Genomic DNA, 24,044 nt, shown 5'->3' with positions numbered 1-24,044 from the left:
TTGATAAGCCCACCCGGCGAAAGGGGGCTCGGAGTCGGGCATGACGGTTGCGATCGAGATGGGGCAGGGCACGGGCGGTGGCCCGGTGGCGATGGATCTGGAGGAGCTGCTGGCCACGCGCCTGCTGGTGCAGGGTAATTCCGGCTCGGGTAAATCCCATCTGCTGCGCCGCCTGCTGGAGCAAAGTGCCCCCTGGGTGCAGCAGACCATCATCGACCCCGAGGGCGATTTCGTCACCCTGGCCGAGCCGTTCGGCCATCTCGTCATCGATGCCGAGGCGCATGGCGAGCAGGGGCTGCAACTGGCGGGGGAGCGCGCGCGTATTCACCGTGTTTCCACCGTGCTGAATCTCGAAGGGCTGGATGCCGAGCACCAGATGCGCCGCGCGGCGGCGTTTTTGGGCGGGATGTTCGAGGTGCCGCGCGACCATTGGTATCCGGTGCTGGTGGTGGTGGACGAGGCGCAGCTTTTCGCCCCCGCCGCCGGGGGCGAGGTGCCGGACGAAGCCCGCAAGCTCTCCCTGGGGGCGATGACCAATCTGATGTGCCGTGGGCGCAAGCGCGGCCTGGCGGGGGTCATCGCCACCCAGCGCCTGGCCAAGCTCGCCAAGAACGTGGCGGCGGAGGCTTCCAACTTCCTGATGGGCCGCACGTTTCTGGATATCGACATGATGCGCGCCGCCGAGCTGCTCGGCATGGAGCGCCGCCAAGCCGAGGCCTTCCGCGATCTGGAGCGTGGCCATTTCATGGCGCTCGGCCCGGCTTTGTCCCGCCGCCCTCTGGGGGTTCGCATCGGCGTCACGCGGACGGCGCCGCGCACCGCCCCGCCCCGGCTGATGCCCTTGCCGGGCATGGCGCTGGAGGATGCGCAGGCGGTGATTCTGGCCGCGCCGCCGCCCGATGCGCCCCGTCCGGCCCGCCGGGCGCCACCGCCGCCGCCGCCGGATTTGATCAGCCAGCTCATGGCCGCCGCTCCGGCGGTGGAGGACGCGCCGGAAGAGGCATCGGAACCGCCCAGCCCCGAACGGCTCGCCGAGCGGCGCGCCAAGCTGGACAGGATCCTTGCCGCCATCCTCGCCGATCCGGAGGCCGGGTTCCGCGCGGTCGGCGTGCTGTATCAGGATTTTCTGGTCCGCTGCCGGATCGAGGGCATGGGCAATGGCGTGCCGGAGCTGGCGGCGTTTCGCCGCATGCTCACCCGCGCGCGCGCGGGCATTACCGCCGACATGGCCGAAAACGACATATGGCGGGATGTTGCCACTCGTGCGGCGGTGCTGCCGGAGGATATGCAGGGGATCTATATGATGATCGCCCGCGCCGCGAAGGAAGGCGCGCCTTGCCCGCCGGATTCCGCCATTGCCCGCGCCTATGGCACGCGCTCGATGGGCCGGGCGCGGCGCCTGCTCACCTACATGGAGGAGCAGGGGCTGATCGTCTGTCAGCAGGACGGGGCGGGGCGGCGTATCGTGACCCTGGTGGAGCTGGCCTGGGCCACGGCGGCGGGCAGCCCGGAGGGAGATGGCGCGCTGGAAGGGTGAGCTAAGCCGCGCCGGCATCCTCGCGCGGCGCGGCGATGCCTTGCTCAGGCGATGCCTTGCTCATGCGCATAATCGGCATAGACGGTGCCGGCCTTGAGCATATGCGCGCGCATCAGCCGGGCGGCATGGTCGCCATCGCCGGCGAAGAGGCTTTGCAGAATGGCGTCATGCTCGGTCCAGGAGGCGCGTAGCCGTTCCATCCCCCTGAACTGCGCCCGACGGAAGGGCGCGCCGCGCTGGCGCAGGGCCAGCGCATGGCTCTGGATCTCCTGGTTGCGGGTGGCGCTGTAGATCATGGCGTGAAATTCCTGGTTCAGCCTGTCATAGCCGTCCAGATCCTCCGCCTGCACGGCCTTCAGCGCCGCCGCGTGAACATGGGCCAGGGCCGCGCGTTCCCGGGCGTTGATCCGGTTTGTGGCGAAGCGCACGCAAATGGCCTCGATCTCCGCCATCAGCTCGAATAATTCGCCGATGCGCTCGACGGTCATTTCCACCACGCGCGCGCCGCGCCGGGGCTCGATGATCACTAGCCCGGTGGAGGCCAGCTCGCGCAGAGCCTCGCGCACCGGCGTGCGTGAAGCGCCGAAACGCTGCGCCAGCTCCTGTTCGTCGATTTCCGAGCCTGGGGCGATGCGGCCGCTGGTGATGGCGTCGGCGAGGCTGGTGCGGATCCGGCTGGCGAGTGTCTCACCCGCCTCACGTCCCATCTCGGCGGATGGCATGCGGATCACGGTCTCTGCGTTTGAGGGGGATCGGCTCATGAGGCTTTGTCTCACAGCGCCGGGGGGCGGTGCAAGGTAAGGTTGTCGCCCGGGGATAAAAATATTCAGATTGACGTTTTTTGAGGTTGCAAATATATTTAGAAGCGGGATTGAATAATTATTGTATACCTAACGCTGTCCCGGGGGAATGTCATGCCGAAACAAGCCTTACAGGGCAAAGAGGAACCGACTCTGGAGATCACGTTGCGTCCGCGCGGACGCAACTGGCTGGAACGGCTTTGGTCCTCCATCGCCGAGCGCGGGCGTGGTTTCGCGCCGATTCCCGCCAGCGATGTCACCGGGCTGGAGCGTGCCCGCCAGCTCACCAGATCCTTGTTGTCCGAACGGGGCGAGGCCTCCGGCGCGGCGGTCTCGCGTGAGCTGTTATTGGCGCTGAAAGCCCTGACGCCGGAGGAGCGGCGGGATTATTATCTGTTCCTGGCGGAGGATTTTAACCCCGACGAGGATGGTCTGGCCGCCGCGGCGCGGGATTATCTGGCCGCGCGCGGGCCTGAAACCGCCGCCGCTCTGGCCCGCGCCAGCGAGCCGCCGCGCCAGGAGGTGCTGCGGCGCATCAACATGGCCCAAGGCGGCACCGCCTTGCTGGTGGCGCTGCGGCGCGAGCTGAACGGGTTGCTGAAGGCGGATCCGGTTCTGAAGCTGCTCGACGCGGATATGCGCCATCTGTTTGCGTCCTGGTTCAACCGCGGGTTTCTCGAGTTGCGCCGGATCGATTGGCAGACTTCCGCCGCCATCCTCGAAAAACTGATCGCCTACGAGGCGGTGCATGAAATCCAGGGTTGGGATGACCTGCGCCGGCGTCTGGCGGCGGACCGGCGTTGTTTTGCCTTCTTCCATCCGGCCCTGCCGGATGAGCCGCTGATCTTCGTGGAGGTGGCGTTGGTGTCCGGCCTGGCCGGGTCCGTGCAGAACCTGCTGGAACGCGACACGGACGAGGCCAGCCAGATCGCCCATGCCAGCAAGGCGGATAGCGCGATTTTCTATTCCATCTCAAATTGCCAGGACGGGTTGCGCGGCATCTCCTTCGGCAATTTCCTGATCAAGCAGGTGGTGGAGGAACTGCGCGCGGAATTGCCGGGTTTGAAGCGTTTCGCCACGCTGTCGCCCGTGCCGGGCTTGCGGAGCTGGCTGACGGCGCGGCTGGCGGCGAAGGATTTGCCGGATCCGCTTCTGAGCACGGCCGAGCGCGCGGCGCTGCTGGAAGCCGCCGGTCTGCCGCCCGAGCCGGAAGGCGGGGTCGCGGAGATCGAAACCGCGCTGGCGGCGCTGCTGAGCGTGGAGTCATGGACCAAAATGGCGAAGCTGCGCGAGGCGCTGCGGCCTGCCTTGCTGCGGCTCGCGGCCATTTATCTCACCCAGTCCACGCGGCTGAAATTCCGGATCGACCCGGTGGCGCGTTTTCATCTGGGCAATGGCGCCCGGCTGGAACGGATCAACTGGATGGCCAACGCCAACAAGGCCGGGATTGGGGAATCCTACGGCATCATGGTGAATTATCTCTACGATCCGGCGCTGATCGAGGCGAACCACGAAATCTTCACGCGTGACCGCGAGGCGGTCCGCGCCGATGCGGTGGAGGCGCTGCTGACGCCATCCGTGCCGCCCGCGCGGCCCAATCTGCTGCGCCGCTATGTAACCCGTTAAGGCGCGCGGGGCTGGCGCCCCGTTTCGCGCGCCGCCCGGGCGGGCCTTCAATTCAAAACGACCAAGACTGACCGAGACAATCATAAATGAGGAACGGACATGAAAACAATAACCCAAACCGGGAGCGGCGCGGCCGCTAGCCCGGCGCGGCGCACGCCGCTCAACCGTCAGCAGATCGTGGGCTTCTGGGGGGCCTGGTTCGGCTGGATGCTGGATGGCATGGACAGTTTCATCTATGCGCTGGTGCTGGCCCCGGCCTTGAAGGAGCTGCTGCCGCGCGCTGGCATTGCCGCCGTGCCGGCCAATATCGGGTTTTACGGCTCGATCCTGTTCGCCGTGTTTCTGGTGGGCTGGGGTGTCTCCTTCATCTGGGGGCCGGTTGCCGACCGGTTCGGGCGCAAGAACACGCTGGCGGGCACCATTTTGCTCTATGCCGTGTTCACCGGCCTGGCGGCCTTCTCGCAGAACATCTGGGAGCTGGCGATCTTCCGCTTCATCGCCGGTGTGGGTGTTGGCGGTGAATGGGCGCTGGCGGGCACCTATGTCGCGGAAAGCTGGCCCGAGGACCGGCGCAAGATGGGGGCGGGCTATCTGCAGACCGGTTATTATGTCGGTTTCTTCGTGGCCGCGGCGCTCAATTACACCATCGGGGTGCATTTCGGCTGGCGGGTGATGTTCCTGTGCGGGCTGGCGCCCGTGATTGTCGCCTTCCTGATCATGAGCGGCGTGAAGGAGACCAAGAAATGGGAGCGCAAGCACCTCACGGGTGACGCGCATCCGCTGCGCCGTATTTTCGCGGCGCCTTACCGGGGGCAGACCATCGTCATGTCCTTGCTGCTCACGGTCGCCATCATCGGGTTGTGGGCCGGGGCGGTTTACGAGCCGACGGCGATCATCCAGTTGGCTCTCAAGCAGGGCATGGCGCTGCCGCAGGCCATTCATACGGCTTCCTACGCCACGGCGCTGCTTTCCATCGGCACGATATTGGGCTGCCTGGCCCTGCCGATGATCGCCGAGTCCATTGGCCGGCGTAAGACGCTGGCGCTGTATTTTGCGATCATGTTCGTCTCCATTCTGGCGGCGTTCGGCTGGGCCTTCTACCTGCCCACCGGCCATGCCTTGCCGGTCTTCATGGTGGCCTTGTTCTTCCTGGGTGTGGGCGGGGCGAATTTCGCGATGTTCAGCCTGTGGCTGCCTGAGCTGTTCCCCACGGAGATCCGCGCCAGCGCCTTTGCGTTCTGCACTTCCATCGGGCGCATCGCCGGGGCGGGGGTCAATTTCATCCTTGGCGCGGCGGTGGCGCACATGGGCACCATCGGCACGCCGATCGCCTGGACCGCGGTGGCCTTCGCCATTGGGTTGCTGATCATTCCCTTCGGCCGCGAGACCCGCGGCGAGACATTGCCGGAGTAAATTATGTTGAAGAACACGGACCCCAACGATATCCACCCTGTTGAAACCCCCGGCGCGTTCGCGCCGGGCTGCCTCACCGGGTTGAAGGTGTTCGACCTCACGCGCGTGCTGGCTGGTCCCACCTGCGTGCAGATGCTGGCCGATCTCGGCGCGGATGTGGTGAAGATCGAGCGTCCCGGCGCGGGAGACGATACGCGCGCCTTCACGCCGCCATTGATGCCCGGCACCAGCCAGGGGGCTTACTTCTCCGGCACCAACCGCAATAAACGCTCGGTGACGCTCGATATTTCCACCCCGGAAGGGCAGGAGCTGGCGCTGGCGCTCATCGCCAAGTGCGATGTTCTGGTGGAGAATTTCAAGGTCGGCGCGCTGGCCAGGTACGGGTTGGGCTATGAGCAGTTGCGGGAAAAATTCCCGGGGCTGATCTATTGCTCCATCACCGGATTCGGCCAGACCGGCCCTTACGCCCCGCGCCCTGGCTATGACAGCGTGGTGCAGGCGATGGGCGGGGTCATGAGCCTCACCGGGGAGCCGGACGGGCTGCCCCAGAAAGTCGGCGTGCCGGTGGCGGACCTGTTCGCCGGGCTTTATGCCTGCATCGGCATTCTGGCCGCCCTGCGCCACAAGGAGCATACGGGCGAGGGGCAGCAGGTGGATATCGGCATGCTGGATGCCAGTGTCGCCTGGCTGGCCAATCAGGGCATGAATTATCTGGCCACCGGGCAGAACCCGCCGCGTTTGGGCAACCAGCATCCGAATATCGCGCCTTATCAGGTGTTCGAGACCGAGGATGGGGCGGTGATGATCACCGTCGGCAATGATCCGACCTTTCAGCGTTTCTGCGGTGCGTTCGGCATGCCGGACTTGGCCGCCGATCCGCGTTTCGCCACCAATGCGGCGCGTGTGGGCAATCGTGAGGCGCTGACACAGGCGCTGGCGCCGCTTTTCAAGCAGCATCCGACCTCCTGGTGGGTGAAGGAGCTGGAGGCGAACAAGATCGGCTATGGGCCGATCAACCGCCTGTCGGATGTGTTCGCCGACCCGCATGTGCGGGCGCGGGGCACGGTTTTCGAGATGACCGGCATTGACGGCGTGCCGATGAAGCTGGTCGCCAACCCGGTCAGGCTGTCCCGGACACCGCCGAGCTACCGCATCGCCCCGCCGGCCTTGGGGCAGCATACGGGGGATGTGTTGGGGGACTGGCTGGACCTGCCCCCCGAGGAAGTGGCGCGGTTGCGGGATGCGGGGGTGATATAAGAGGCGGCTCCAGGCGCTGCCTTGAAGGCACCCGGAGCTATTTATAATTATAAATGTCTTGGGGTCCGGGCCTTTTCGAAAAGGCCCGGACCCGGCTGGATTACGCGCCGTAACCCACGACGCCCTTGATCTCCAGGAAATCGTCCAGCCCCCAGTGAGACCATTCACGCCCGTTGCCGGACTGCTTGAAGCCGCCGAAGGGGGCGGAGATGTTGGTCGGCGGGGCATTGATATAGACCGTGCCGGCGCGCATGCGGCTGGCCACTTGCCGGGCCTTGGCCACATCCTCGGACTGGATATAGGCGGCCAGGCCATAGACCGTGTTGTTCGCCTCCTGGATCGCGCCTTCCAGCGAATCATAGGGCATGATGGAGAGCACGGGGCCGAAGATTTCTTCCTTGGCGATGCGCATGTCCGGGGTCACGTTGGCGAACACGGTGGGGCGCACATAATAACCGCGGGAGAGACCTTCCGGCAGGCCGGTGCCGCCCGCCACCAGCTCGGCCCCTTCATCGATGCCGGACTGGATGAGATCCTGGATCTTGTCGAATTGCAGCTTGCTCACCACCGGGCCGAGATTGGAGTTTTCGCTGCGCGGATCGCCGACCGTGAAATTCCCGGCGGCGGCGCGGGCGAGTTCCACCACGTCCGCGTGGCGCTCGCGCGGCACCAGCATGCGTGAGGGGGCATTGCAGCTCTGGCCGCTATTGCCGAACATGTGGGCCACGCCCTCGGGCACGCGGCGGGCGAAATCGGCCTCCGGCAGCAGGATATTGGGGGATTTGCCGCCCAGTTCCTGGTGCACGCGCTTCACCGTGTCGGCGGCGGCCTTGGCCACCAATATGCCCGCCCGGGTGGAGCCGGTGAAGCTCATCATGTCCACCTCCGGATGGGCGGACAGGGCGGCGCCCACCGTGGCGCCCTCGCCATTCACCATGTTGAACACGCCCTTGGGCACGCCCGCTGCGTGCATGACCTCGGCGAAGATGATGCCGGTGATGGGCGCGATCTCGGAAGGTTTCAGCACCATGGTGCAGCCCGCCGCCAGGGCCGGGCCAACCTTGCAGGTGATCTGGTTCAGCGGCCAGTTCCAGGGCGTGATCATGCCCACCACGCCGATCGGTTCCTTCACGATCTGCATGTCGTTCTCCATCCAGGAGAATTTATAGCTCTTCATCACACGGACGATCTCGCGCAGATGCGCCTGGCCGATCCAGGCCTGGGCATCCCGCGCGAAGCCGAGCGGCGCGCCCATTTCCTGGCTGCAGGCCTGGGCGATGTCCTCATAGCGCTTGTCATATTCGGCCAGCACGGCTTCCAGCAAGCCCAGCCGTTCCGCCGGGGAGGTGCGGGAGAAGCTCTCAAAGGCGGCACGCGCGGCGGCCACGGCCTTGTTCACATCTTCCGCCGTGCCGATGCTGATCCGCGTGAAGGGCTCTTCGGTCGAGGGGTCGATCACGTCGAGCGCTTTGGGCGTGATGGGGTCGACCCAAGCGCCGTCGATATAAAACTTCAGATGATGGCTCATCGTGCTGCTCCACGAAAGAGGTTGATGATGGGATGCGCCACGGTGTCGCGCATGCCGGAGGATCTGTCCGGCGGGGTGTTTTCCATGTGGATGCGGCACCGTGAGGGAGGCTGTCAATGCCCCTCCGGCGCATGGGGCGAGGGTTGACAGATCCGGCGCGCGGGTGTTCGGCTGTGTCCACCGAGGGGTGCTCCGGTCAAGGAGCTGAGACTTCGCCGGGGCATTTTGCCCGCCGCGATAAACCCTTTGAACCTGATCCGGCTAACACCGGCGGAGGGACGGGGATCTCAAGATGCCAGCATTGGCGCTCCCGCTCTTCGTCCCATCGCGGAGGAGCGCAGATGACCACCAGAACGGAACCCGCCCAGGTCACCACCGGGCCCATTGCCGGTTCATGCCGGATCTATGCCACGCCGCGCGGCCGCCCGGATATTCCCGTGCCCTTCAGGGAAGTGACGCTGGATCCCTCCGCCGGGGAGCCGCCCTTCAGGCTTTACGATACCTCTGGCCCTTATACCGATCCGCATGAGTGCATCGACCTGAATCGGGGGCTGGCGAAGGTGCGCGCGCCCTGGCTGGCCAAGCGCGGGTTTGCCGGGGCGCCCGCCCGGACGGTGCGCTTGGAGGATAACGGAGGCGTGGAGGGAGAGCGGCTGGTGCCGCCCTGCCCGGCGCCGCATGAGGTGCTGGACGGGCAGGCGGCGCGGTTCGTCACGCAATATGAATTTGCCCGCGCCGGGATTGTGACGGAGGAGATGATCTTCGCCGCGCACCGGGAGAATCTTGGCCGGGCCCAGGCGGTTGAGGGGGCCGCCGCCCGCCGGAAGGATGGCGAGAGTTTCGGCGCCGCCATTCCCGATTTCGTCACCCCGGATTTCGTGCGCGCGGAGATTGCCGCCGGGCGGGCCATCCTTCCGGCCAATATCAACCACCCGGAGCTGGAGCCGATGTTGATCGGCCGGAATTTCCTGGTGAAGATCAACGCCAATATCGGCAATTCCGCCGTCACCTCCTCCGCCGCCGAGGAGGTGGACAAGCTGGTCTGGGCCATACGCTGGGGAGCGGACACGGTGATGGACCTTTCCACCGGCCGCAACATCCATAATATCCGGGACTGGATCCTGCGCAATTCGCCCGTGCCCATCGGCACCGTGCCCATCTATCAGGCGCTGGAAAAAGTCGGGGGCGATGCCACCAAGCTCGACTGGCATGTCTTCAAGGACACGTTGATCGAGCAGGCCGAGCAGGGCGTGGATTATTTCACCATTCATGCCGGGGTGCGCCTGGCGCATGTGCCGCTCACCGCCCGGCGTGTCACCGGCATCGTCTCGCGGGGCGGCTCCATCATGGCGCAATGGTGCCTCAGCCATCACCGGGAGAGTTTTCTCTATGAGCGGTTCGATGAAATTTGCGACATCATGCGCCGCTACGATGTGTCTTTCTCGCTGGGCGATGGGTTGCGCCCCGGCTCCAACGCCGATGCGAACGATGAAGCGCAGTTCGCCGAGCTGGAAACGCTGGGCGAGTTGGCGCGCGTGGCCTGGGCCAAGGGCTGCCAGGTGATGATCGAGGGGCCCGGCCATGTGCCGATGCACAAGATCAAGGCCAATATGGAAAAGCAGCTCGCCACCTGTGGCGAGGCGCCGTTCTACACGCTGGGGCCGCTCACCACCGACATCGCGCCGGGCTATGACCATATTAGCTCGGGCATCGGCGCGGCGATGATCGGCTGGTTCGGCACCGCCATGCTTTGCTATGTCACGCCCAAGGAGCATCTTGGCCTGCCCAACCGCGAGGATGTGAAGACCGGCGTGATCACCTATAAGCTCGCCGCCCATGCGGCGGATCTCGCCAAGGGGCATCCCGCGGCCCGGTTGCGCGATGACGCGATCTCCCGCGCGCGGTTCGAGTTCCGCTGGGCGGACCAGTTCAATCTTGGGTTGGATCCGGACACGGCGCGGGATTTTCACGATGAAACCCTGCCGAGGGAGGCCCATAAGAGCGCGCATTTCTGCTCCATGTGCGGGCCGAAATTCTGCTCGATGAAAATCAGCCAGGACATACGCGAGCAGGCGCGGCGGACCGAGGGGCTGCGCGAGATGAAAGAGGCCTTCAACCAGCAAGGCGGGCGAATTTACGTGCCCGTGGACGAGGCCGGCTAAGGCACGCTCCGCTTGCCCCGGTTCGCGGGGACTGGGGTGTGTTTTGCTTCGTGAAGATTGTTTCATCCGATCAGAGGGGCCGTCTGATCGGATGCTGCCTTTGTGTCCCGGGTCTGAAATAGGGCTTGGCGGTTTCAGCGATGACGCGGTTTGGCGCGCATGGATCAGGGCAGGATCTGCGCGAAGGCGGCGGTGCCGGCCTTGCGGGCGGGGCTGCGCGCGCTGGCCGCCGGTGAGATGGCCTTGCGCAGGGCCTCATGCGCATTGCCGTGGCCGCTCAGCATCGCCTCCATGCAGCGCACGCACAGCTCGACCGCCTCGCCAGCCAGGGTGTAGACGATTTGCGTGCCCTGGCGGCGGGTTTTCACCAGCTCCTTGCGGCGCAGCTCCGCGAGCTGCTGGCTGAGCGCGGGCTGGCCGATGCCCGTCACCGAATCGATCTCGCTGACATTGCGCTCCCCCGCGAGCAGGCAGGACAGGATCATCAGCCGCTGCGGCTGGGCGTAGACCTTCAGCGTTTCCGCCGCGGCCTCGGCGCGCGCGCGGTCCTTGTAGAGCGCCATCATGATTTGCGCGCCCAGCGGCAGAACCAGTCGGCCTCCCCGGCCATGCCGGCCAGAGAGACGGCCGGGGGCAGCAGCGGCGCGTCACCGGGGCGCCAGCCTTCCGGGGCCAGTGTCTTGTCGTCGTCCGTCATTTGCAGGGCGGCGACTAGGCGCAACATCTCCTCGACGGAGCGGCCGACATTGTGCGGATACCATGTCGTGGCCCTGACGATGCCTTGCGGGTCGATGAAATAGCTGGCGCGCACGGTGGCGCTGTCGGGCGTGGTGTCGTCCACCATGCCATAGGCGCGGCCCACAGCCATGCTGGGGTCCTCCACCAGCGGGAAGGGGATGGTGACCCCGAACGTGTCCCGGATGGCGCGCACCCAGGCCAGATGGGAAAACAGGCTGTCCACCGAAAGCCCGAGCAGCGCGCAGCCCAGGGCTTGGAAACGCGCGGCAGCGTGGGCCAGCGCTATGAACTCGGTGGTGCAGACGGGGGTGAAATCCGCCGGATGCGAGAAAAACACCAGCCACCGGCCCTGATAATCGGAAAGCCGGATCTCGCCATGTGTGGTTCTGGCCCGGAAGTCGGGTGCCGGATCCCCGATGCGAAGGGGTCTGAGCGGTTTGAGGGGCAAGGAATAAGGGTCGTCCATTATATATTCATCTCCGGCAGATAGATTCCCGAAGCGGCCCCTTGACGCAAGGCTGGTTTGTTAATTACATAAATAACGTAAATACGAATTAAAGGCAACGTCATGTCCGACATCATTTTGCAGAAAGCGCGTGATCTGATCTCAGCGTCCCCGGCCGGCTCGGTGCCGGTGAAGGCGTTTTTCGACGAAGCGACCTTCACGGTCAGCTATGTCGTGCATGATCCGGCGACCCGTCAGGCCGCCGTGATCGACAGTGTGCTGGATTATGACCCGGCTTCGGGCCGCACCTCTTTCGCGTCCGCTGATGCCATCATCGCCCATGTGCGCGAGCAGGGGCTGACGGTGGAATGGCTGTTGGAAACCCACGCCCACGCGGATCATCTCTCCGCCGCGCCTTATTTGCAGGGCAAGCTGGGCGGTAAGCTCGCCATCGGCGCCGAAATCATCAGTGTACAGAATATTTTCGGCAAGCTGTTCAACGCGGGCACCGAATTTGTCCGCGACGGGTCCGATTTCGACCGTCTGTTCCAGGATGGCGACGAATTCCAGATCGGCTCGCTCAAGGCCATGGTGTTGCATGTGCCCGGCCATACGCCAGCCGACCTGGCTTACGTGATCGGCGACGCCGTGTTCGCTGGGGATACGCTGTTCATGCCCGATTACGGCACCGCGCGGGCGGATTTTCCGGGCGGGGACGCGCGTCAGCTCTTCCGTTCCATTCGCCGGTTGATGTCCTTGCCGCAAACCACCCGGCTGTTCCTCTGCCACGATTACAAGGCGCCGGGACGCGACGAGTACCGTTGGGAAACCACGGTCGGCGAAGAGCGCAAGATGAATGTCCATGTTCATGACGGCGTCAGCGAGGATGAGTTCGTCGCCATGCGTCAGGCGCGCGATGCGACCTTGGCCATGCCGCGTCTGATCATGCCGTCCGTCCAGGTGAATATGCGTGGCGGGCATCTGCCGCCGCCCGAGGAAAATGGCATACGCTACCTGAAGATTCCGCTGGACGCGGTGTAATGCCGCAAGCCTGGGGGCTTGCCCTGCTGGGCGGCCTGATGATTGGCGGCGCGGCGGCGCTGATGCTGCTGGCGTTGGGGCGGATCGCGGGGGTGAGCGGGTTGAGCGCGCGCGCCGTGGGGCTGGCGGATGCCGGCGCGCCCCGCGCCGTGGCGCTCGCTTTCATTGTTGGGTTGCCCTTGGGTGGGTGGTTGATGGCGTCGGCGCTCGGTGGGGTCAGGCTGACTTTTCCGCCGGGCGGCTTGGTGTTGGCCGTGGCGGGGCTGCTGGTTGGCTTTGGCACCAGGCTGGGGTCGGGTTGCACCAGCGGGCATGGTGTGTGCGGCATGTCGCGCTTGTCGCGCCGTTCGATCGTGGCGACGGTTTTGTTCATGGCGAGCGGCATTGCCACCGTGGCCGTGATGAGAGCGGCGGGGCTGTCATGAGAGAGGCGGCGATCGCTTTGCTGGCCGGGCTGCTGTTCGGCGCCGGGCTGGCGCTCTCCGGCATGGCGGACCCGGCCAAGGTGCGTGGTTTTCTGGATATTTTTGGCGACTGGAACCCAACGCTGATCTTCGTGATGGCGGGGGCCATGCTGCCGATGGCCTTGGCGTGGTTGGTGCAACGCCGGTTGCGCGCGCCGTTGGCGGCGGACCATTTCAATCTGCCGGGCACGAGCAAGATCGATTCCAAGCTGGTGGCGGGAGCGGTGATTTTTGGCATTGGCTGGGGGGTTGCCGGGCTGTGCCCCGGTCCAGGCTGGGTGGATCTGGCTTTGTCCCCGCGCGAGGCCGGTATTTACGTGGTGGCAATGTTGGTTGGGATGGGATTGTTCAAGATCATGACAAGCCGGCGTGCGCCTTAGGCGCTGCCAAGCCGCGGATTTCATGGGGGAGAGGGTGACATGAATTTAAAGGAAATAACAAAGGATTTTTTGACATCGCCGCAGATTGCCGCGGCCGATGCGGCGGTGGTCGCGGCGGTGCATGGAATCCGCGCCGTGATCTGCAACCGGCCCGATGACGAGGATGAAGGGCAGCCCGCCGCGGCGGAAATCGAGGCCGCCGCCAAGGAGGCGGGGCTCGCCTTCGCGCATATCCCCGTCCGCAGCCGTGATGTGAGCGAAGCCGACGCCCGCAAGATGGCCGAAGCGCTGGCCGCCCTGCCCAAGCCGGTGCTGGCTTATTGCCGTTCGGGCGCGCGCTCGGAAGCGCTGTGGCAGGCCGCGGGGGCACTGACCCCCGCCCCGGTCCGGCGGAGCAATGTGGTGCATGATGTCGTGATCGTCGGGGGCGGCAGCGCTGGAATCGCCACCGCCGCGAGCTTGCTTAAACGTAAGCGGGGCCTCGACATCGCCATCATCGAGCCTTCTGAGACGCATTATTATCAGCCTGGCTGGACATTGGTGGGGGCAGGGGTCTTTACCCCCGAATTCACGCGCCGGACCACGGCCCAGGTCATGCCGCATGGCGTGAAATGGATCAAAGCCGCGGTGGCGGGTTTTGTCCCCGAGGAGAATCTCGTCATTCTCGCCGATGGCAGCGGGCTCGCCTACAGGGTTCTGGTGGTGGCGCCGGGCATCCGGCTGGATTGGGAGGCGATTCCCGGCCTGTCCGAGACTTTGGGGCGCAACGGCGTGACATCGAACTACCGTTACGATCTGGCGCCATATACCAATAAGCTGGCCATGGAGCTGAAATCCGGTCACGCGGTCTTCACGCAGCCGCCCATGCCGATCAAATGCGCCGGTGCGCCGCAAAAGGCGTTGTATCTGAGCTGCGACCGCTGGTACCGCTCCGGCAGGCTCAAGGACATCTCCGTTGAATTCAACAATGCGGGTGCCGTTCTGTTCGGTGTCTCCGCCTACGTGCCCGCGCTGATGAAATATATTGAGCGCTATAATGTGGCGCTCAATCTCGAAACCAAGCTGGTCAAGGTAGACGGCCCGGGGCGGGTGGCGAGCTTTGAGCGCAAGACGCCGGAGGGGGTGCAGCTCATCGAGAGGCCCTTCGACATGCTGCATACCGTGCCGCCGCAAGTGGCGCCGGATTGTGTGCGGAACAGCCCGCTTGCCACCGTCAGCGGTTTTGTCGCCGCGAATGAGGTGACGCTTCAGCACCCGGATTATCCGAATGTGTTTTCGCTGGGCGATGGCTGCGCCGCCCCCAACGCCAAGACCGCCGCGGCGGTCCGCCAGCAGGCGCCCGTGGTGGCGGTGAACGCGCTGGCCCAACTGGCGGGCAAACCGCCCGAGGCCGCTTATACCGGTTATGGGAGTTGCCCGTTGACCGTGGAACGTGGACGAATCGTGCTTGCCGAATTTGGTTACGGCGGCAAGCTGATGCCGACTTTCCCCACCTGGATGCTGGATGGCACCAAGCCCACCCGCGCCGCATGGTTCCTGAAGGACAGGCTGTTGCCGCCCATTTATTGGCAAGGCATGCTGAAGGGACGGGAATGGCTGGCCGAACCGCAACCACTCGCAACCGCCACTCAGGCAAAATCATAAACGGCATAGGTCATATGGCTCTCGATACTGTTCAATACGTGCTCGGCGCTGGCAGCGGCGGGTTGGTGGGGTTTACGCTTGGTCTGATCGGTGGCGGCGGTTCGGTTCTGGCCGTTCCGCTGCTGGTGTATCTCGTGAGGGTTCCCAACCCGCATATCGCCATCGGCACCAGCGCCCTGGCCGTGGCGGCCAATGCCATCATCAGCTTGGCAAGCCACGCCCGCGCGAAAACCGTGATTTGGCAATGCGGGGGGGTTTATGCCGCCGCCGGCATTGTCGGAGCACTCGCGGGCTCCACGCTGGGCAAGGCCATAGACGGCCAGAAATTGCTGTTTCTGTTTGCCCTGCTGATGCTTCTCATCGGCGTCATCATGCTGCGCGGGCGTGGCAATAGCGGTGTCGAAGGGGCGACGTGCAACCGCGAGAACGCGCCGAAGGTGCTGAGCTTCGGGTTCGGCACGGGATTGTTCTCCGGCTTTTTCGGCATTGGCGGCGGGTTCCTCATCGTGCCGGGGCTGATCGCTTCCACGCGCATGCCGATGCTCAACGCCGTGGGTACGTCGCTGGTCGCGGTCACGGCGTTCGGGCTGACCACGGCGTTGAATTATGCGTTTTCGGGGATGGTGGATTGGGGCTTGGCTGCCATGCTGATTGGCGGTGGCTTTATCGGCAGCATCGCCGGGGCGGCCACGGCCCGGCGGCTCGCCGGGGACAGGGGCATGCTGGCGACCATCTTTGTCGGTGTGGTCTTCATCGTGGCGTTTTATATGCTTTGGCGCAGCGGCGGGGCACTGTTCAACGCCATTTGATCGGGCGAGACCATGCCGGCGGGAAAAACGTCGTCTTCACGTAGGTGAAATGAAATATTCAAGGCTGGGTGTTGACGCAGGTCAACGCGTCAGCCTTATTTACGTGTTTTTGAGACTATGTAATTTTCCGGAGGGGATATCATGACTGCCAGCGGAACCATGCCGGCCTCGGAGCCGGCGGCCAGTGCTGCCGTTTCCAGTGACACGCGCTCCTTGAGCGCGTGGGAGCTTGTCGCCTATGCAATGCTTGCCGTGCGATTTGTGCAAGGATTTATTTATTGGGGCGGCGGGTCCCGCCGTTTCATCTATGGTCCGCAAAAGCTGGATCCGCACGCCACGAGCTGGATGGCCAATAAATTCCAAAGCGCGATGCCCGGCGCTATTTTGTGGACCAGCCATATCGTCGATTTCATGCTTCGGCATTTTTATCTCCTTTATGCGGGCGTCATTATTTTTAGCGCCATTGAGTTGTTTTTCGGCCTGTTCCTGATCCTGGGGTTCATGACCCGTCTGTCCGCCCTGGTGTCGGTCGGGTTGAGCTTCGTGCTGATGCTGCTCTTCGGTTGGCAGGGTGCGACCTGCATCGATGAATGGACGATGGCCGCCTGCAATTTCGGCATGGGCATGGCGTTGTTCGCGGCGGGTAGCTCGGCCTGGTCGCTCGATGCGGTGATTGCCCGGCGCAAGCCCGCCTTGGCCGCGAAGCCCTGGTTCCCCTGGGTGACGAGCGGGCCGCTGCCGCTGCGGGTTTTCCGTCCTCTTGCCTTGATCGTGACGGTGATCACGATGGCCTTCGTGCTGCTGACCTATAATTATTACCGTGGTTCGGTGCTGACGCCGTTCCATTCCGGCCCGACGAGCCCGACCGTGCATCATCTGAGCGTTTCCAAGGCTGTCGCGACGGCGGATGGCAGCGTGACCTTCACGGTTTATCTGGATGGCGGCACGCCGGAAGCGCCGGCTCATGTGGTCCGCGCGCGCTTGATCGGGCCTTCGGGCGAGGTCGAGGCGGTGTGGGGGCCCGATGCCCTGTCCGCCTTGCCGGCATCCTCCGTCGTGAATGATTATGCCTACAACAAATTCAAACCAGCCTTGATGGGCCTGGCGGCGGGCATGGGCGCGCGCGCGCAGATTACCTTGCCTGGCATGCCTGGCGAGACGGTGGCGCCCGGTTCGGTGATCGAACTACAGACGATTGAGAACCGTCTCTTCAAGGCCCCCGTGCAGAGCGCGGCGGGGAATTGACGAGAAGACATAAGCTCGAACATGAGTCTGGGGTTTGACTGGACTTCATCGAAGGACAGGCTAACTCCAAACCCTATCTGCAAAGCGGTCTTTTAACAGGGCCGCGATTGAAAAAAGGCCGTGCGGTAACGCGCGGCCTTTTTGATTGGTCACGCCCTCAGCGCATGGCTGGCGCGCATATGGAATGAAGACTTGACTGCATGGAGGCCGAGAGTATGAATTTTCAAAAATTACTGAAAGTTTGGAAGAGTGCCGCTTTCACCGCTTGTCGAGGATTTTGTGCTCCATTTCGGGGAAATGGGCAGCCGCTGGGGCATCAATCGCACGGTCGGGCAGATCTACGCCCTGCTTTATGTGTCTGATGAACCTTTATCGGCGGACGAAATCGTCAATCAGCTTGGTGTGTCGCGCTCCAACGTGTCGATGAGCATTAAGGAATTGCAATCCTGGGAGCTTGTCAGGGTCAAGCATCAGACAGGCGACAGGCGCGAATATTACTCCGCGCCGGACGATATTTGGCAGATTGTCAGAACCCTGGCGGACCAGCGCCGAAAGCGCGAGGTGGACCCAACCTTGTCGGTCCTGCGCGACTTGATCGTTACCAAGCCAAGTAGCGAAAGCGACAGATACGCCCAGCAGCGTTTGCAACAGATGCATGATCTGATCGAGCTGCTCGTGCAATGGGCCGAGGATGTACGCAAGCTCGACACCAAGGAGCTGATTCAGCTTTTGCGGCTTGGCAGCAAGGTTGTCGGTCTTTTGGAGCTGAAGAGCCGCTTGCCCGTTCTGGGGCGCGGCACGCGGCGCGCCACTGAGTTTTTTACCGATCCGGAAACGGATCTTCCCTGAAGCAACGGGGATTCCGGCGGCGCATGGCCACCGGATGTCAGACAATGCCGGTTGTTGCCGCGTAGTCCCGGCGGCTGGCTGAATCAAAGGAGTGTATGCAATGCTGGATAGTCCCCTATCCGTATTCTTGTCGCGGCTCGACTTCGCGTGGATCACATCCATGCATATTCTTTATCCGCCTTTGACCATCGGTCTGGCCGCGTTGCTGTTTTTCGCGGAATGGCGCTGGGTACGCACGGATGACGAAGCCTGGTACAGGCTGGTTCGGTTTTTCGAGAAGCTATTCATCGTGAATTTCGCCGCCGGCGTCGCCACCGGCATCACCATGGAGATGGCATTCGGCATTCTCTACGGTCCGTTCTCGCAAGCCGCCGGGCCGTTCTTTGGGCAGGTGCTGGGTTATGAGACGATCACCGCCTTCATGTACGAGGCCGGTTTTATCGGGCTGATGATTTTCGGCTGGGGCAAGGTCGGCAAGCGCATGCATCTCTTCGCCACCTTCAATGTCGCGCTGTCATCCTCGCTTTCGGCCATGTGGATTTTGGACGCCAATAGCTGGATGCAGACACCCGCTGGCGTGGTGCTGAAAGATGGCGTTTTTCATGTGGTGGATTGGGGCAAGGCCTTGTTCAATCCGGACGTGCTGCTGGGGTTCCCGCATATGTGGGTCGCCTGCGGGGAATTGTCCCTTTGTTTCGTCGCGGCCGTTTCCGCCTGGTTTATCCTGAAGGGGCGTCATGCGACCTTGTTCCAGCGCTCGCTGAAATATGCCCTGGCCACCCTGGTCATCGTGGCGCCGTTGCAGATTTATCTGGGCGATGGGCTGGGCCGTGTGGTGGCCGATGACCAGCCGGCCGCCCTGGCGGCGATGGAAGGGCATTATCACACCTATAATCCCGATGGCTCGGTGAATACGGGCTGGCATCTGCTGGCCTGGCCGAACGAGGCGGGCGATGGCACGGCCTGGGCGATCACCATTCCTCATGTGCTGAGCCTGCTGGAGACCCATAGCTGGAACGGCAAGGTGCAGGGGCTGGATGAAATTCCGCAACAGGACCGCCCGCCCGTGCTGATTCCGTTCTACGCTTTCCGCGTGATGGTCGCCGCGGGTTTCGCCATCATGCTGCTGGCGCTCTGGGGGCTTTGGCTCATGCTGCGCGGCCGGATGACGGCCGAGGCGCTGGGGCGCAATAAATGGTTTCTGCGTGCTGTCGTCGCCTGCGGGTTCCTGCCGTATATTTCAGTATGGACAGGCTGGTGGGTGCGTGAAGTCGGCCGCCAGCCCTGGGTGGTGTACGGTCTGATGCGCACGGTCGACGGCGTCAGCCATATGGGTGTCGCGGAGGCGGCTTTCTGGCTCGTCGGTTATATGAGCTTTGAGCTCGCCGTTTGGGCCAGCGCCTGGTATTTCCTGGCCAAGCTCGTGCGGCAGGGGCCGGATATGCAAAGCCCCGTGGTGCAAGGTGGGCATCAGCATCTGGGCGCCCTGGAAACGCCTGCTCACAATGGCGCGCCTTCTTATGTCAGGCCGGTTTGAACCCGGCCCCCTCACGATAGGACCATAATCATGGATGGTATGACCCAGATCCAGAGCATCGTCACCTTTGCCTGGTGGATCGCGCTCGATGTCAGCGTGTTGCTCTATGTCATGCTCGACGGCGCCGATCTCGGCGCCGGGATTTTCTCATTGTTCGTGCGCAGCCATCATGAGCGCGGCGCCATCATGTCCGCCATGGCGGGCACATGGGACGCGAACGAGACCTGGCTGATCGTGGCGGGCGGCGTGATGTTCGGCACGTTTCCGTTCGTCTACGGTTCCGCCTTCAGCTATCTGATGATCCCGCTCGCCCTTGCGTTGTGGGGGATCATCACCAGGGCCGTCTCGCTGGAGCTGCGGCATCTGGCGGAAGCGCGCTGGCAGCGTTTTTCCGATGTCGCGTTCGGGCTCTCCAGCCTGGTCGTGGCGTTCTTCGGCGGCATGGCGGTGGGCGCGGTGTTGCATGGGTTTCCGCTGACCAACACGCCGGGCGTGGTGCCGACTTATGTGGGCGGGGCGTTCCGGTTCGTTACGCCTTTCAGTGTCTGGACCGGTGTCGCCGCCGTGATCGCCACCACGCTGGCGGGCGTGCTATTCATCCGCGCGCGCTTCGAGCATGAAGAGCCGATCCGCCGGCAGGCGGCCGCCTGGACAAACGCGATATTCTACATGGCCCTCGCCGCCGTGGTGATCACCCTGATCGTCAGCGCCTCGATCTTCCCCTGGGCCAGGGCGAAATGGCTTGGCCAGGATTTCTGGGTTTGGGGGCTTGTCGCCCTGGCCGTGATCTTCGCCGCGGTGCGCATGCGCATGGCCGCCGCCCGCGACCACGATCTGGCCGCCATTCTCTGGCTTAATCTCGCCATCGCCATCATGGCGCTGGCGATGATGGCGACGATCTATCCCTGGCTGGTGCCGGGAACCTGGACGATTTATGCCGGTGCCAGCCCGGCTGTCTCGCTCTTTACCTTCACCTTGGCGATGGGCGGGTTCTTCCCGGTGATGCTCACCTATAATGCCTACCAGATCTGGGTGTTCCGCGCCCGGGTCTCGGCCTTGGCGGCGTATCACTGAGCGTCACTCTTCCAGGCTAGGGCGGCGATCATGGCCACGCACAATGCCCCCTTGCCCCGCGCGCAAAGCAAGAAGCTGGATGGCTGGCTGCGCGCGCGGGCGTCCCGGCTGCGCCTGCCGCTGGCGGCCGCGGTGGGGCTGGGGGCATTGGGCGGGCTGTTTCTGGTTCTGCAATCCTGGTTGCTGGCGCGCCTGATCGATGGCGCGGTTTTTCACCGGATGGGGCTGGCGGCCGCTTGGCCGCTGCTCTGGGGAATGCTGGCCGTGTTTCTGGCGAAGGCGGTGTCCGGGTTCGGTTCGGAGATTTGCGCTTTCGAGGCGGCGGCGCGGGCCAAGCGGGAGCTGCGCCAGGCGCTGCACGAAAAGCTGGAGCGGCTGGGGCCGGGTTTTGCCTCGGTCCAGCGCCCCGGTGAACTGACAGCCTTGTTTACCGACGGCATCGACCGGCTGGACCAGTATTACGCCGCCTATCTGCCGCAATCGGCGCTGGCGGTTTTTATTCCGGCATCGATTCTTGTGTTCGTGTTTCCGGCGGATTGGGTTTCAGGCGTCATCATGCTGGGCAGCGCGCCGTTGATCCCGTTATTCATGATCATCATCGGCAAGGGCACGGAGAGATTGAACCAGCGGCAATGGCGCCGTCTGGCCGCGCTCAGCGCGCATTTCTTCGACGTGATCGAGGGGCTGACCACGTTGAAGCTGTTCAATGTCAGCCGGCTGGAAAGCCAGATTGTCGGGCGCATCGCCGAGGATTACCGGCGCGGCGTGATGGAGGTTTTGCGCATCGCGTTTCTGTCCGCGCTGGTGCTGGAATTTTTCGCCACGATCAGCATCGCCATGGTCGCGGTCTATATCGGCTTTCGGCTTTATTATGGAGAGATGTGGTTTTTGCCGGGGTTTTTCGTACTGCTGCTGGCACCGGAATTCTACCGCCCGCTACGTGCCATGGGCACGCAATATCATGCGCGCATGGAGGCGATTGCCGCGGCCGAGCAAATTCTGACCCTGCTGGAAACGCCCGAGCCGCCAATACGGCCGGCGGGGCAAGTCTTGCCGGCGGGGCGGATCGGTGAAGTGCGGCTATGCGGGGTGAGCTTCGGTTACCGGCCGGGTGAACCGGTGTTGCGCGACATCGACCTGACCATCCGCCGGGGTGAGCTGGTGGCGCTGGTGGGGGCCAGCGGCGGTGGCAAAAGCACATTGGCGCGGCTGCTGGTGGGGCTGGCCATGCCATCGGCGGGGCGGGTGGAGGTGGATGGCGCCGATCTGCGCGACATCGCACCGGATGAGTGGCGCCGCCGCGTCGCCTGGATGCCGCAAATGCCGACCTTGTTCCATGGCACCATCGCGGAGAATATACGCCTCGCCAGTCCGCAGGCCAGCGATGCGGCGTTGCGTCATGCGGCGGGCGCCGCCAATGCGGATGGTTTCATCCGCGCCTTGCCGCAAGGGTATGGCACCGTTCTGGGCGAGCATGGGCAAGGGCTTTCCGGCGGGCAGATCCGGCGGGTCGCCCTGGCGCGGGCGATCCTGAAGGATGCGGATTTCGTGGTTTTGGACGAGCCCGATGCCAGCCTGGATGCCGCGAGCGCCGGGCGGATCGGCGCGGCCATCGCCGAGTTGGCTCAGGACCGGGCGGTGCTGATGATCGCGCACCGGCTGGAAAGCGTGGCGGCGGCGGACAGGATCGTGGTGGTGGAACAAGGGCGGATCGTCGAAACCGGCTCCCACGCCGCGCTGCTGGCCCGTGACGGGGCCTATGCCAAGACGCTGGCGCTCTATCAGGACATGGATTCATGAAGGATATGCGCCGCCTGCTGCGCCTGCTGGGCGGCGAATGGGGCTGGGCCCTGGCCGGGGTGGTGCTGTCGGCGGGGGTTGGGTTGGCCAATGCCGGGCTGCTGGCCCTGTCGGGCTGGTTTATCGCGGCGATGGCGCTGGCCGGGCATGGCGGGCCGATGATCGAATATTTCACGCCCGCCGCCGCCATCAGGGGGCTGGCGTTGATCCGGGCGGTGGGGCGTTACCTGGAACGGTTGGTGACGCACGACGCCACCTTCCGGCAGCTCACCGGGCTGCGCGTCTGGTTCTATGAATCACTGGAGCCTCTGGCCCCGGCGGCCTTGCGGGGGCAGCGGTCGGGAGACCTGCTCAGCCGGATCCGGGCGGACATAGACCGCCTGGAAACATTTTATTTGCGCGTGCTGGTGCCGGGGCTTGCCGCGCTCATCGCCGTGCCGCTCATGATGTTGTTTCTGGCGGGTTTCAGCCTGGGGGCGGCGCTGGTGAACCTGGCCGGGCTGGTGCTTGCCGGTCTGGCCGTGCCGCTGCTGGCCCAGCGCGGCGCCAGCATGGCGGGGGAGCGCGCCGTCTCGTTGCGTGGGCGGTTGAGCGCCGACCTCACGGATCTGACACGCGGTTTCAGTGAATTGCTGGTGGATGGAGCCTTGCCGCGCCAGGCGGAACGCTGCCTGCGGGGTGGCGCCGTGCTGATCGAGACGCAGCGTCACGGTGCCCGCGTGGCGGCGCTGGGAGGGGCAGCGTCGGGTCTGATTTCCAGCCTGACCTTATGGGTGGCCCTCATCGTCGTGCTGCCGGCCGTGGCGGCGGGGCGTCTGTCGGGGCCGGATCTGGCGATGCTGGGGCTGCTCGTTCTCGCCAGTTTCGAGCTGGTGGGCAGCCTGCCCGCCGCTTGCCAGGCGTTGGGAGAAAGCCTGGCCGCCGCGCGCAGGATTTTCGAGATCGCCGATATGCCGCCGGTCATCGGCGAACCGGCGCGCCACGCTGCTGCGCCGGTGCGTTTCGACATCCGGGTCGCGCATCTGCGGATGCGTTATGGCGAGGAGAGCCCCTGGGTGTTGGACGATGTCAATTTCACCATCCCCGAGGGGAGCAGCCTGGGCATCACGGGGCCGTCCGGCGCGGGCAAGAGCAGCTTGCTTAATATTTTGCTGCGGTTTTGGGATTTTCAGGATGGAGCGGTGGACATTGGCGGGGTGGGGGTGCGCGAGCTGAGCGGTGAGACCGTGCGCGGCATGTGCGCCGTGGTCGCGCAGCGGACGCATTTGTTCAATACTTCCATCAGGGAAAACCTGCTGATCGCCCGGCCGGATGCGGACGATGAAAGGCTGTACGCCGTATTGCGCGATGCGGCGTTGCTGGATGAGGTGATGGCCATGCCAGGCGGGCTGGATGCGCCGGTCGGCGAGGCGGGCAACCTCATTTCAGGCGGGCAGGCGCGGCGCCTCGCCATCGCCCGCGCGTTTCTCAAGGACGCGCCGCTATTGCTGCTCGACGAACCGACGGAAGGGCTGGACACCTATTCCGAACGCGCCGTGCTGGCGGCGATCGCCCGGCTGATGCGCGGACGCACCTGCCTGCTCGTCTCGCACCGCGCGCAGCCCTTGCGGTTGACGACGCGGCGGCTGGTTTTGGAGCCCTCCGCCCTGGCCTGAAGGCCGAGCGGAGGAATGAGGGCTGGTCAGGCGCTGGAAA

The 24,044-nt window shown here is 64.4% G+C and carries 20 protein-coding genes and 1 riboswitch; of the genes, 16 read left to right on the top strand and 4 right to left on the bottom strand.

Going from position 1 to position 24,044, the window contains the following annotated elements; all coding sequences use genetic code 11:
• The first annotated feature begins 40 nt into the window (after positions 1-40).
• On the top strand, positions 41-1,537 hold the full coding sequence (locus AB7D48_RS00275; RefSeq protein ID WP_427975025.1) for a helicase HerA domain-containing protein: 1,497 nt from the start codon (positions 41-43) through the stop codon (positions 1,535-1,537).
• 44 nt (positions 1,538-1,581) lie between these two features.
• Here the strand turns inward: AB7D48_RS00275 and AB7D48_RS00270 are convergent, their stop codons facing one another.
• Positions 1,582-2,298: a GntR family transcriptional regulator gene (locus AB7D48_RS00270; RefSeq protein ID WP_427975023.1), complete on the bottom strand. Its 717-nt coding sequence runs from the start codon at positions 2,296-2,298 to the stop codon at positions 1,582-1,584.
• 153 nt (positions 2,299-2,451) lie between these two features.
• On the opposite strand from AB7D48_RS00270, the gene AB7D48_RS00265 reads away from it, so the two are divergent.
• The 3 genes from AB7D48_RS00265 (at position 2,452) to AB7D48_RS00255 (ending at position 6,633) form a co-directional block, all read left to right on the top strand.
• A complete protein-coding gene (locus tag AB7D48_RS00265; RefSeq protein ID WP_427975021.1) occupies positions 2,452-3,963 on the top strand; it encodes a malonyl-CoA decarboxylase in 1,512 nt (503 codons plus the stop codon).
• 99 nt (positions 3,964-4,062) lie between these two features.
• The gene (locus AB7D48_RS00260) at positions 4,063-5,376 is read left to right on the top strand and encodes an MFS transporter (protein WP_427975018.1); all 1,314 of its coding nucleotides are present in this window, start codon (positions 4,063-4,065) and stop codon (positions 5,374-5,376) included.
• Positions 5,377-5,379: 3 nt separating this feature from the next.
• On the top strand, positions 5,380-6,633 hold the full coding sequence (locus tag AB7D48_RS00255; RefSeq protein WP_427975015.1) for a CaiB/BaiF CoA transferase family protein: 1,254 nt from the start codon (positions 5,380-5,382) through the stop codon (positions 6,631-6,633).
• A gap of 100 nt (positions 6,634-6,733) precedes the next feature.
• Here AB7D48_RS00255 and AB7D48_RS00250 read toward each other — a convergent pair whose 3' ends face one another.
• Positions 6,734-8,161 carry an aldehyde dehydrogenase family protein gene (locus AB7D48_RS00250; protein WP_427975013.1) on the bottom strand — a complete coding sequence of 476 codons (1,428 nt, stop codon included), beginning with the start codon at positions 8,159-8,161 and terminating at the stop codon, positions 6,734-6,736.
• Positions 8,162-8,334: 173 nt separating this feature from the next.
• Positions 8,335-8,457: riboswitch (TPP riboswitch) on the top strand.
• 45 nt (positions 8,458-8,502) lie between these two features.
• On the opposite strand from AB7D48_RS00250, the gene thiC reads away from it, so the two are divergent.
• Positions 8,503-10,323, top strand: a complete 1,821-nt coding sequence (gene thiC / locus AB7D48_RS00245) for a phosphomethylpyrimidine synthase ThiC (RefSeq protein WP_427975010.1) — start codon at positions 8,503-8,505, stop codon at positions 10,321-10,323.
• Between the two features lie 164 nt (positions 10,324-10,487).
• On the opposite strand, the gene AB7D48_RS00240 is transcribed toward thiC, so the two are convergent.
• Together AB7D48_RS00240 and AB7D48_RS00235 are read right to left on the bottom strand one after the other, a co-directional pair.
• Complete coding sequence (locus AB7D48_RS00240) at positions 10,488-10,889, bottom strand: ArsR/SmtB family transcription factor (RefSeq protein WP_427975007.1); 402 nt, start codon at positions 10,887-10,889, stop codon at positions 10,488-10,490.
• Positions 10,886-11,527 carry a peroxiredoxin gene (locus AB7D48_RS00235; protein WP_427975006.1) on the bottom strand — a complete coding sequence of 214 codons (642 nt, stop codon included), beginning with the start codon at positions 11,525-11,527 and terminating at the stop codon, positions 10,886-10,888. The genes AB7D48_RS00240 and AB7D48_RS00235 overlap by 4 nt, the downstream gene beginning before the upstream one ends.
• Before the next feature lie 102 nt (positions 11,528-11,629).
• On the opposite strand from AB7D48_RS00235, the gene AB7D48_RS00230 reads away from it, so the two are divergent.
• The 11 genes from AB7D48_RS00230 (at position 11,630) to cydC (ending at position 24,004) form a co-directional block, all read left to right on the top strand.
• Entirely contained in the window at positions 11,630-12,547 is a 918-nt protein-coding gene (locus tag AB7D48_RS00230) for an MBL fold metallo-hydrolase (RefSeq protein WP_427975003.1), read from the top strand.
• Positions 12,547-12,972, top strand: coding sequence for a YeeE/YedE family protein (locus AB7D48_RS00225; RefSeq protein WP_427975001.1), 426 nt, complete (start codon positions 12,547-12,549; stop codon positions 12,970-12,972). The genes AB7D48_RS00230 and AB7D48_RS00225 overlap by 1 nt, the downstream gene beginning before the upstream one ends.
• Entirely contained in the window at positions 12,969-13,391 is a 423-nt protein-coding gene (locus AB7D48_RS00220) for a DUF6691 family protein (RefSeq protein ID WP_427974998.1), read from the top strand. Before AB7D48_RS00225 ends, AB7D48_RS00220 begins: the two co-directional genes overlap by 4 nt.
• Before the next feature lie 39 nt (positions 13,392-13,430).
• On the top strand, positions 13,431-15,035 hold the full coding sequence (locus AB7D48_RS00215; protein WP_427974995.1) for a TIGR01244 family sulfur transferase: 1,605 nt from the start codon (positions 13,431-13,433) through the stop codon (positions 15,033-15,035).
• A gap of 14 nt (positions 15,036-15,049) precedes the next feature.
• Entirely contained in the window at positions 15,050-15,844 is a 795-nt protein-coding gene (locus tag AB7D48_RS00210) for a sulfite exporter TauE/SafE family protein (RefSeq protein WP_427974993.1), read from the top strand.
• A gap of 141 nt (positions 15,845-15,985) precedes the next feature.
• Positions 15,986-17,089, top strand: coding sequence for a TQO small subunit DoxD (locus tag AB7D48_RS00205; protein ID WP_427974991.1), 1,104 nt, complete (start codon positions 15,986-15,988; stop codon positions 17,087-17,089).
• A gap of 249 nt (positions 17,090-17,338) precedes the next feature.
• A complete protein-coding gene (locus tag AB7D48_RS00200; protein WP_427974988.1) occupies positions 17,339-17,938 on the top strand; it encodes a GbsR/MarR family transcriptional regulator in 600 nt (199 codons plus the stop codon).
• A 100-nt stretch (positions 17,939-18,038) separates the two neighbouring features.
• Entirely contained in the window at positions 18,039-19,475 is a 1,437-nt protein-coding gene (locus AB7D48_RS00195; RefSeq protein WP_427974986.1) for a cytochrome ubiquinol oxidase subunit I, read from the top strand.
• Between the two features lie 30 nt (positions 19,476-19,505).
• Complete coding sequence (locus tag AB7D48_RS00190; protein WP_427974983.1) at positions 19,506-20,549, top strand: cytochrome d ubiquinol oxidase subunit II; 1,044 nt, start codon at positions 19,506-19,508, stop codon at positions 20,547-20,549.
• A 30-nt stretch (positions 20,550-20,579) separates the two neighbouring features.
• The gene (cydD, locus tag AB7D48_RS00185) at positions 20,580-22,349 is read left to right on the top strand and encodes a thiol reductant ABC exporter subunit CydD (protein ID WP_427974980.1); all 1,770 of its coding nucleotides are present in this window, start codon (positions 20,580-20,582) and stop codon (positions 22,347-22,349) included.
• Positions 22,346-24,004: a thiol reductant ABC exporter subunit CydC gene (gene cydC / locus AB7D48_RS00180; RefSeq protein ID WP_427974977.1), complete on the top strand. Its 1,659-nt coding sequence runs from the start codon at positions 22,346-22,348 to the stop codon at positions 24,002-24,004. The genes cydD and cydC overlap by 4 nt, the downstream gene beginning before the upstream one ends.
• Positions 24,005-24,044 lie beyond the last annotated feature (40 nt).

Origin of the sequence: Acidocella sp., assembly GCF_050253495.1 — a bacterium.
Taxonomy (GTDB): domain Bacteria; phylum Pseudomonadota; class Alphaproteobacteria; order Acetobacterales; family Acetobacteraceae; genus Acidocella.
Note: the sequence above shows the minus strand (reverse complement) of the source record. Positions and strands in the feature narration are given on the sequence as shown.

Bases quoted from the DNA above. Each gene is read 5' to 3' on its own strand.
- AB7D48_RS00190 (WP_427974983.1), top strand. From the start codon at position 19,506: ATGGATGGTATGACCCAGATCCAGAGCATCGTCACCTTTGCCTGGTGG.
- AB7D48_RS00255 (WP_427975015.1), top strand. From the start codon at position 5,380: ATGTTGAAGAACACGGACCCCAACGATATCCACCCTGTTGAAACCCCC.
- cydC (WP_427974977.1), top strand. From the start codon at position 22,346: ATGAAGGATATGCGCCGCCTGCTGCGCCTGCTGGGCGGCGAATGGGGC.
- thiC (WP_427975010.1), top strand. From the start codon at position 8,503: ATGACCACCAGAACGGAACCCGCCCAGGTCACCACCGGGCCCATTGCC.
- AB7D48_RS00275 (WP_427975025.1), top strand. From the start codon at position 41: ATGACGGTTGCGATCGAGATGGGGCAGGGCACGGGCGGTGGCCCGGTG.
- AB7D48_RS00225 (WP_427975001.1), top strand. From the start codon at position 12,547: ATGCCGCAAGCCTGGGGGCTTGCCCTGCTGGGCGGCCTGATGATTGGC.
- AB7D48_RS00250 (WP_427975013.1), bottom strand. From the start codon at position 8,161: ATGAGCCATCATCTGAAGTTTTATATCGACGGCGCTTGGGTCGACCCC.
- AB7D48_RS00240 (WP_427975007.1), bottom strand. From the start codon at position 10,889: ATGATGGCGCTCTACAAGGACCGCGCGCGCGCCGAGGCCGCGGCGGAA.
- AB7D48_RS00205 (WP_427974991.1), top strand. From the start codon at position 15,986: ATGACTGCCAGCGGAACCATGCCGGCCTCGGAGCCGGCGGCCAGTGCT.
- AB7D48_RS00270 (WP_427975023.1), bottom strand. From the start codon at position 2,298: ATGAGCCGATCCCCCTCAAACGCAGAGACCGTGATCCGCATGCCATCC.
- AB7D48_RS00215 (WP_427974995.1), top strand. From the start codon at position 13,431: ATGAATTTAAAGGAAATAACAAAGGATTTTTTGACATCGCCGCAGATT.
- AB7D48_RS00230 (WP_427975003.1), top strand. From the start codon at position 11,630: ATGTCCGACATCATTTTGCAGAAAGCGCGTGATCTGATCTCAGCGTCC.
- AB7D48_RS00195 (WP_427974986.1), top strand. From the start codon at position 18,039: ATGCTGGATAGTCCCCTATCCGTATTCTTGTCGCGGCTCGACTTCGCG.
- cydD (WP_427974980.1), top strand. From the start codon at position 20,580: ATGGCCACGCACAATGCCCCCTTGCCCCGCGCGCAAAGCAAGAAGCTG.
- AB7D48_RS00210 (WP_427974993.1), top strand. From the start codon at position 15,050: ATGGCTCTCGATACTGTTCAATACGTGCTCGGCGCTGGCAGCGGCGGG.
- AB7D48_RS00265 (WP_427975021.1), top strand. From the start codon at position 2,452: ATGCCGAAACAAGCCTTACAGGGCAAAGAGGAACCGACTCTGGAGATC.
- AB7D48_RS00260 (WP_427975018.1), top strand. From the start codon at position 4,063: ATGAAAACAATAACCCAAACCGGGAGCGGCGCGGCCGCTAGCCCGGCG.
- AB7D48_RS00220 (WP_427974998.1), top strand. From the start codon at position 12,969: ATGAGAGAGGCGGCGATCGCTTTGCTGGCCGGGCTGCTGTTCGGCGCC.
- AB7D48_RS00235 (WP_427975006.1), bottom strand. From the start codon at position 11,527: ATGGACGACCCTTATTCCTTGCCCCTCAAACCGCTCAGACCCCTTCGC.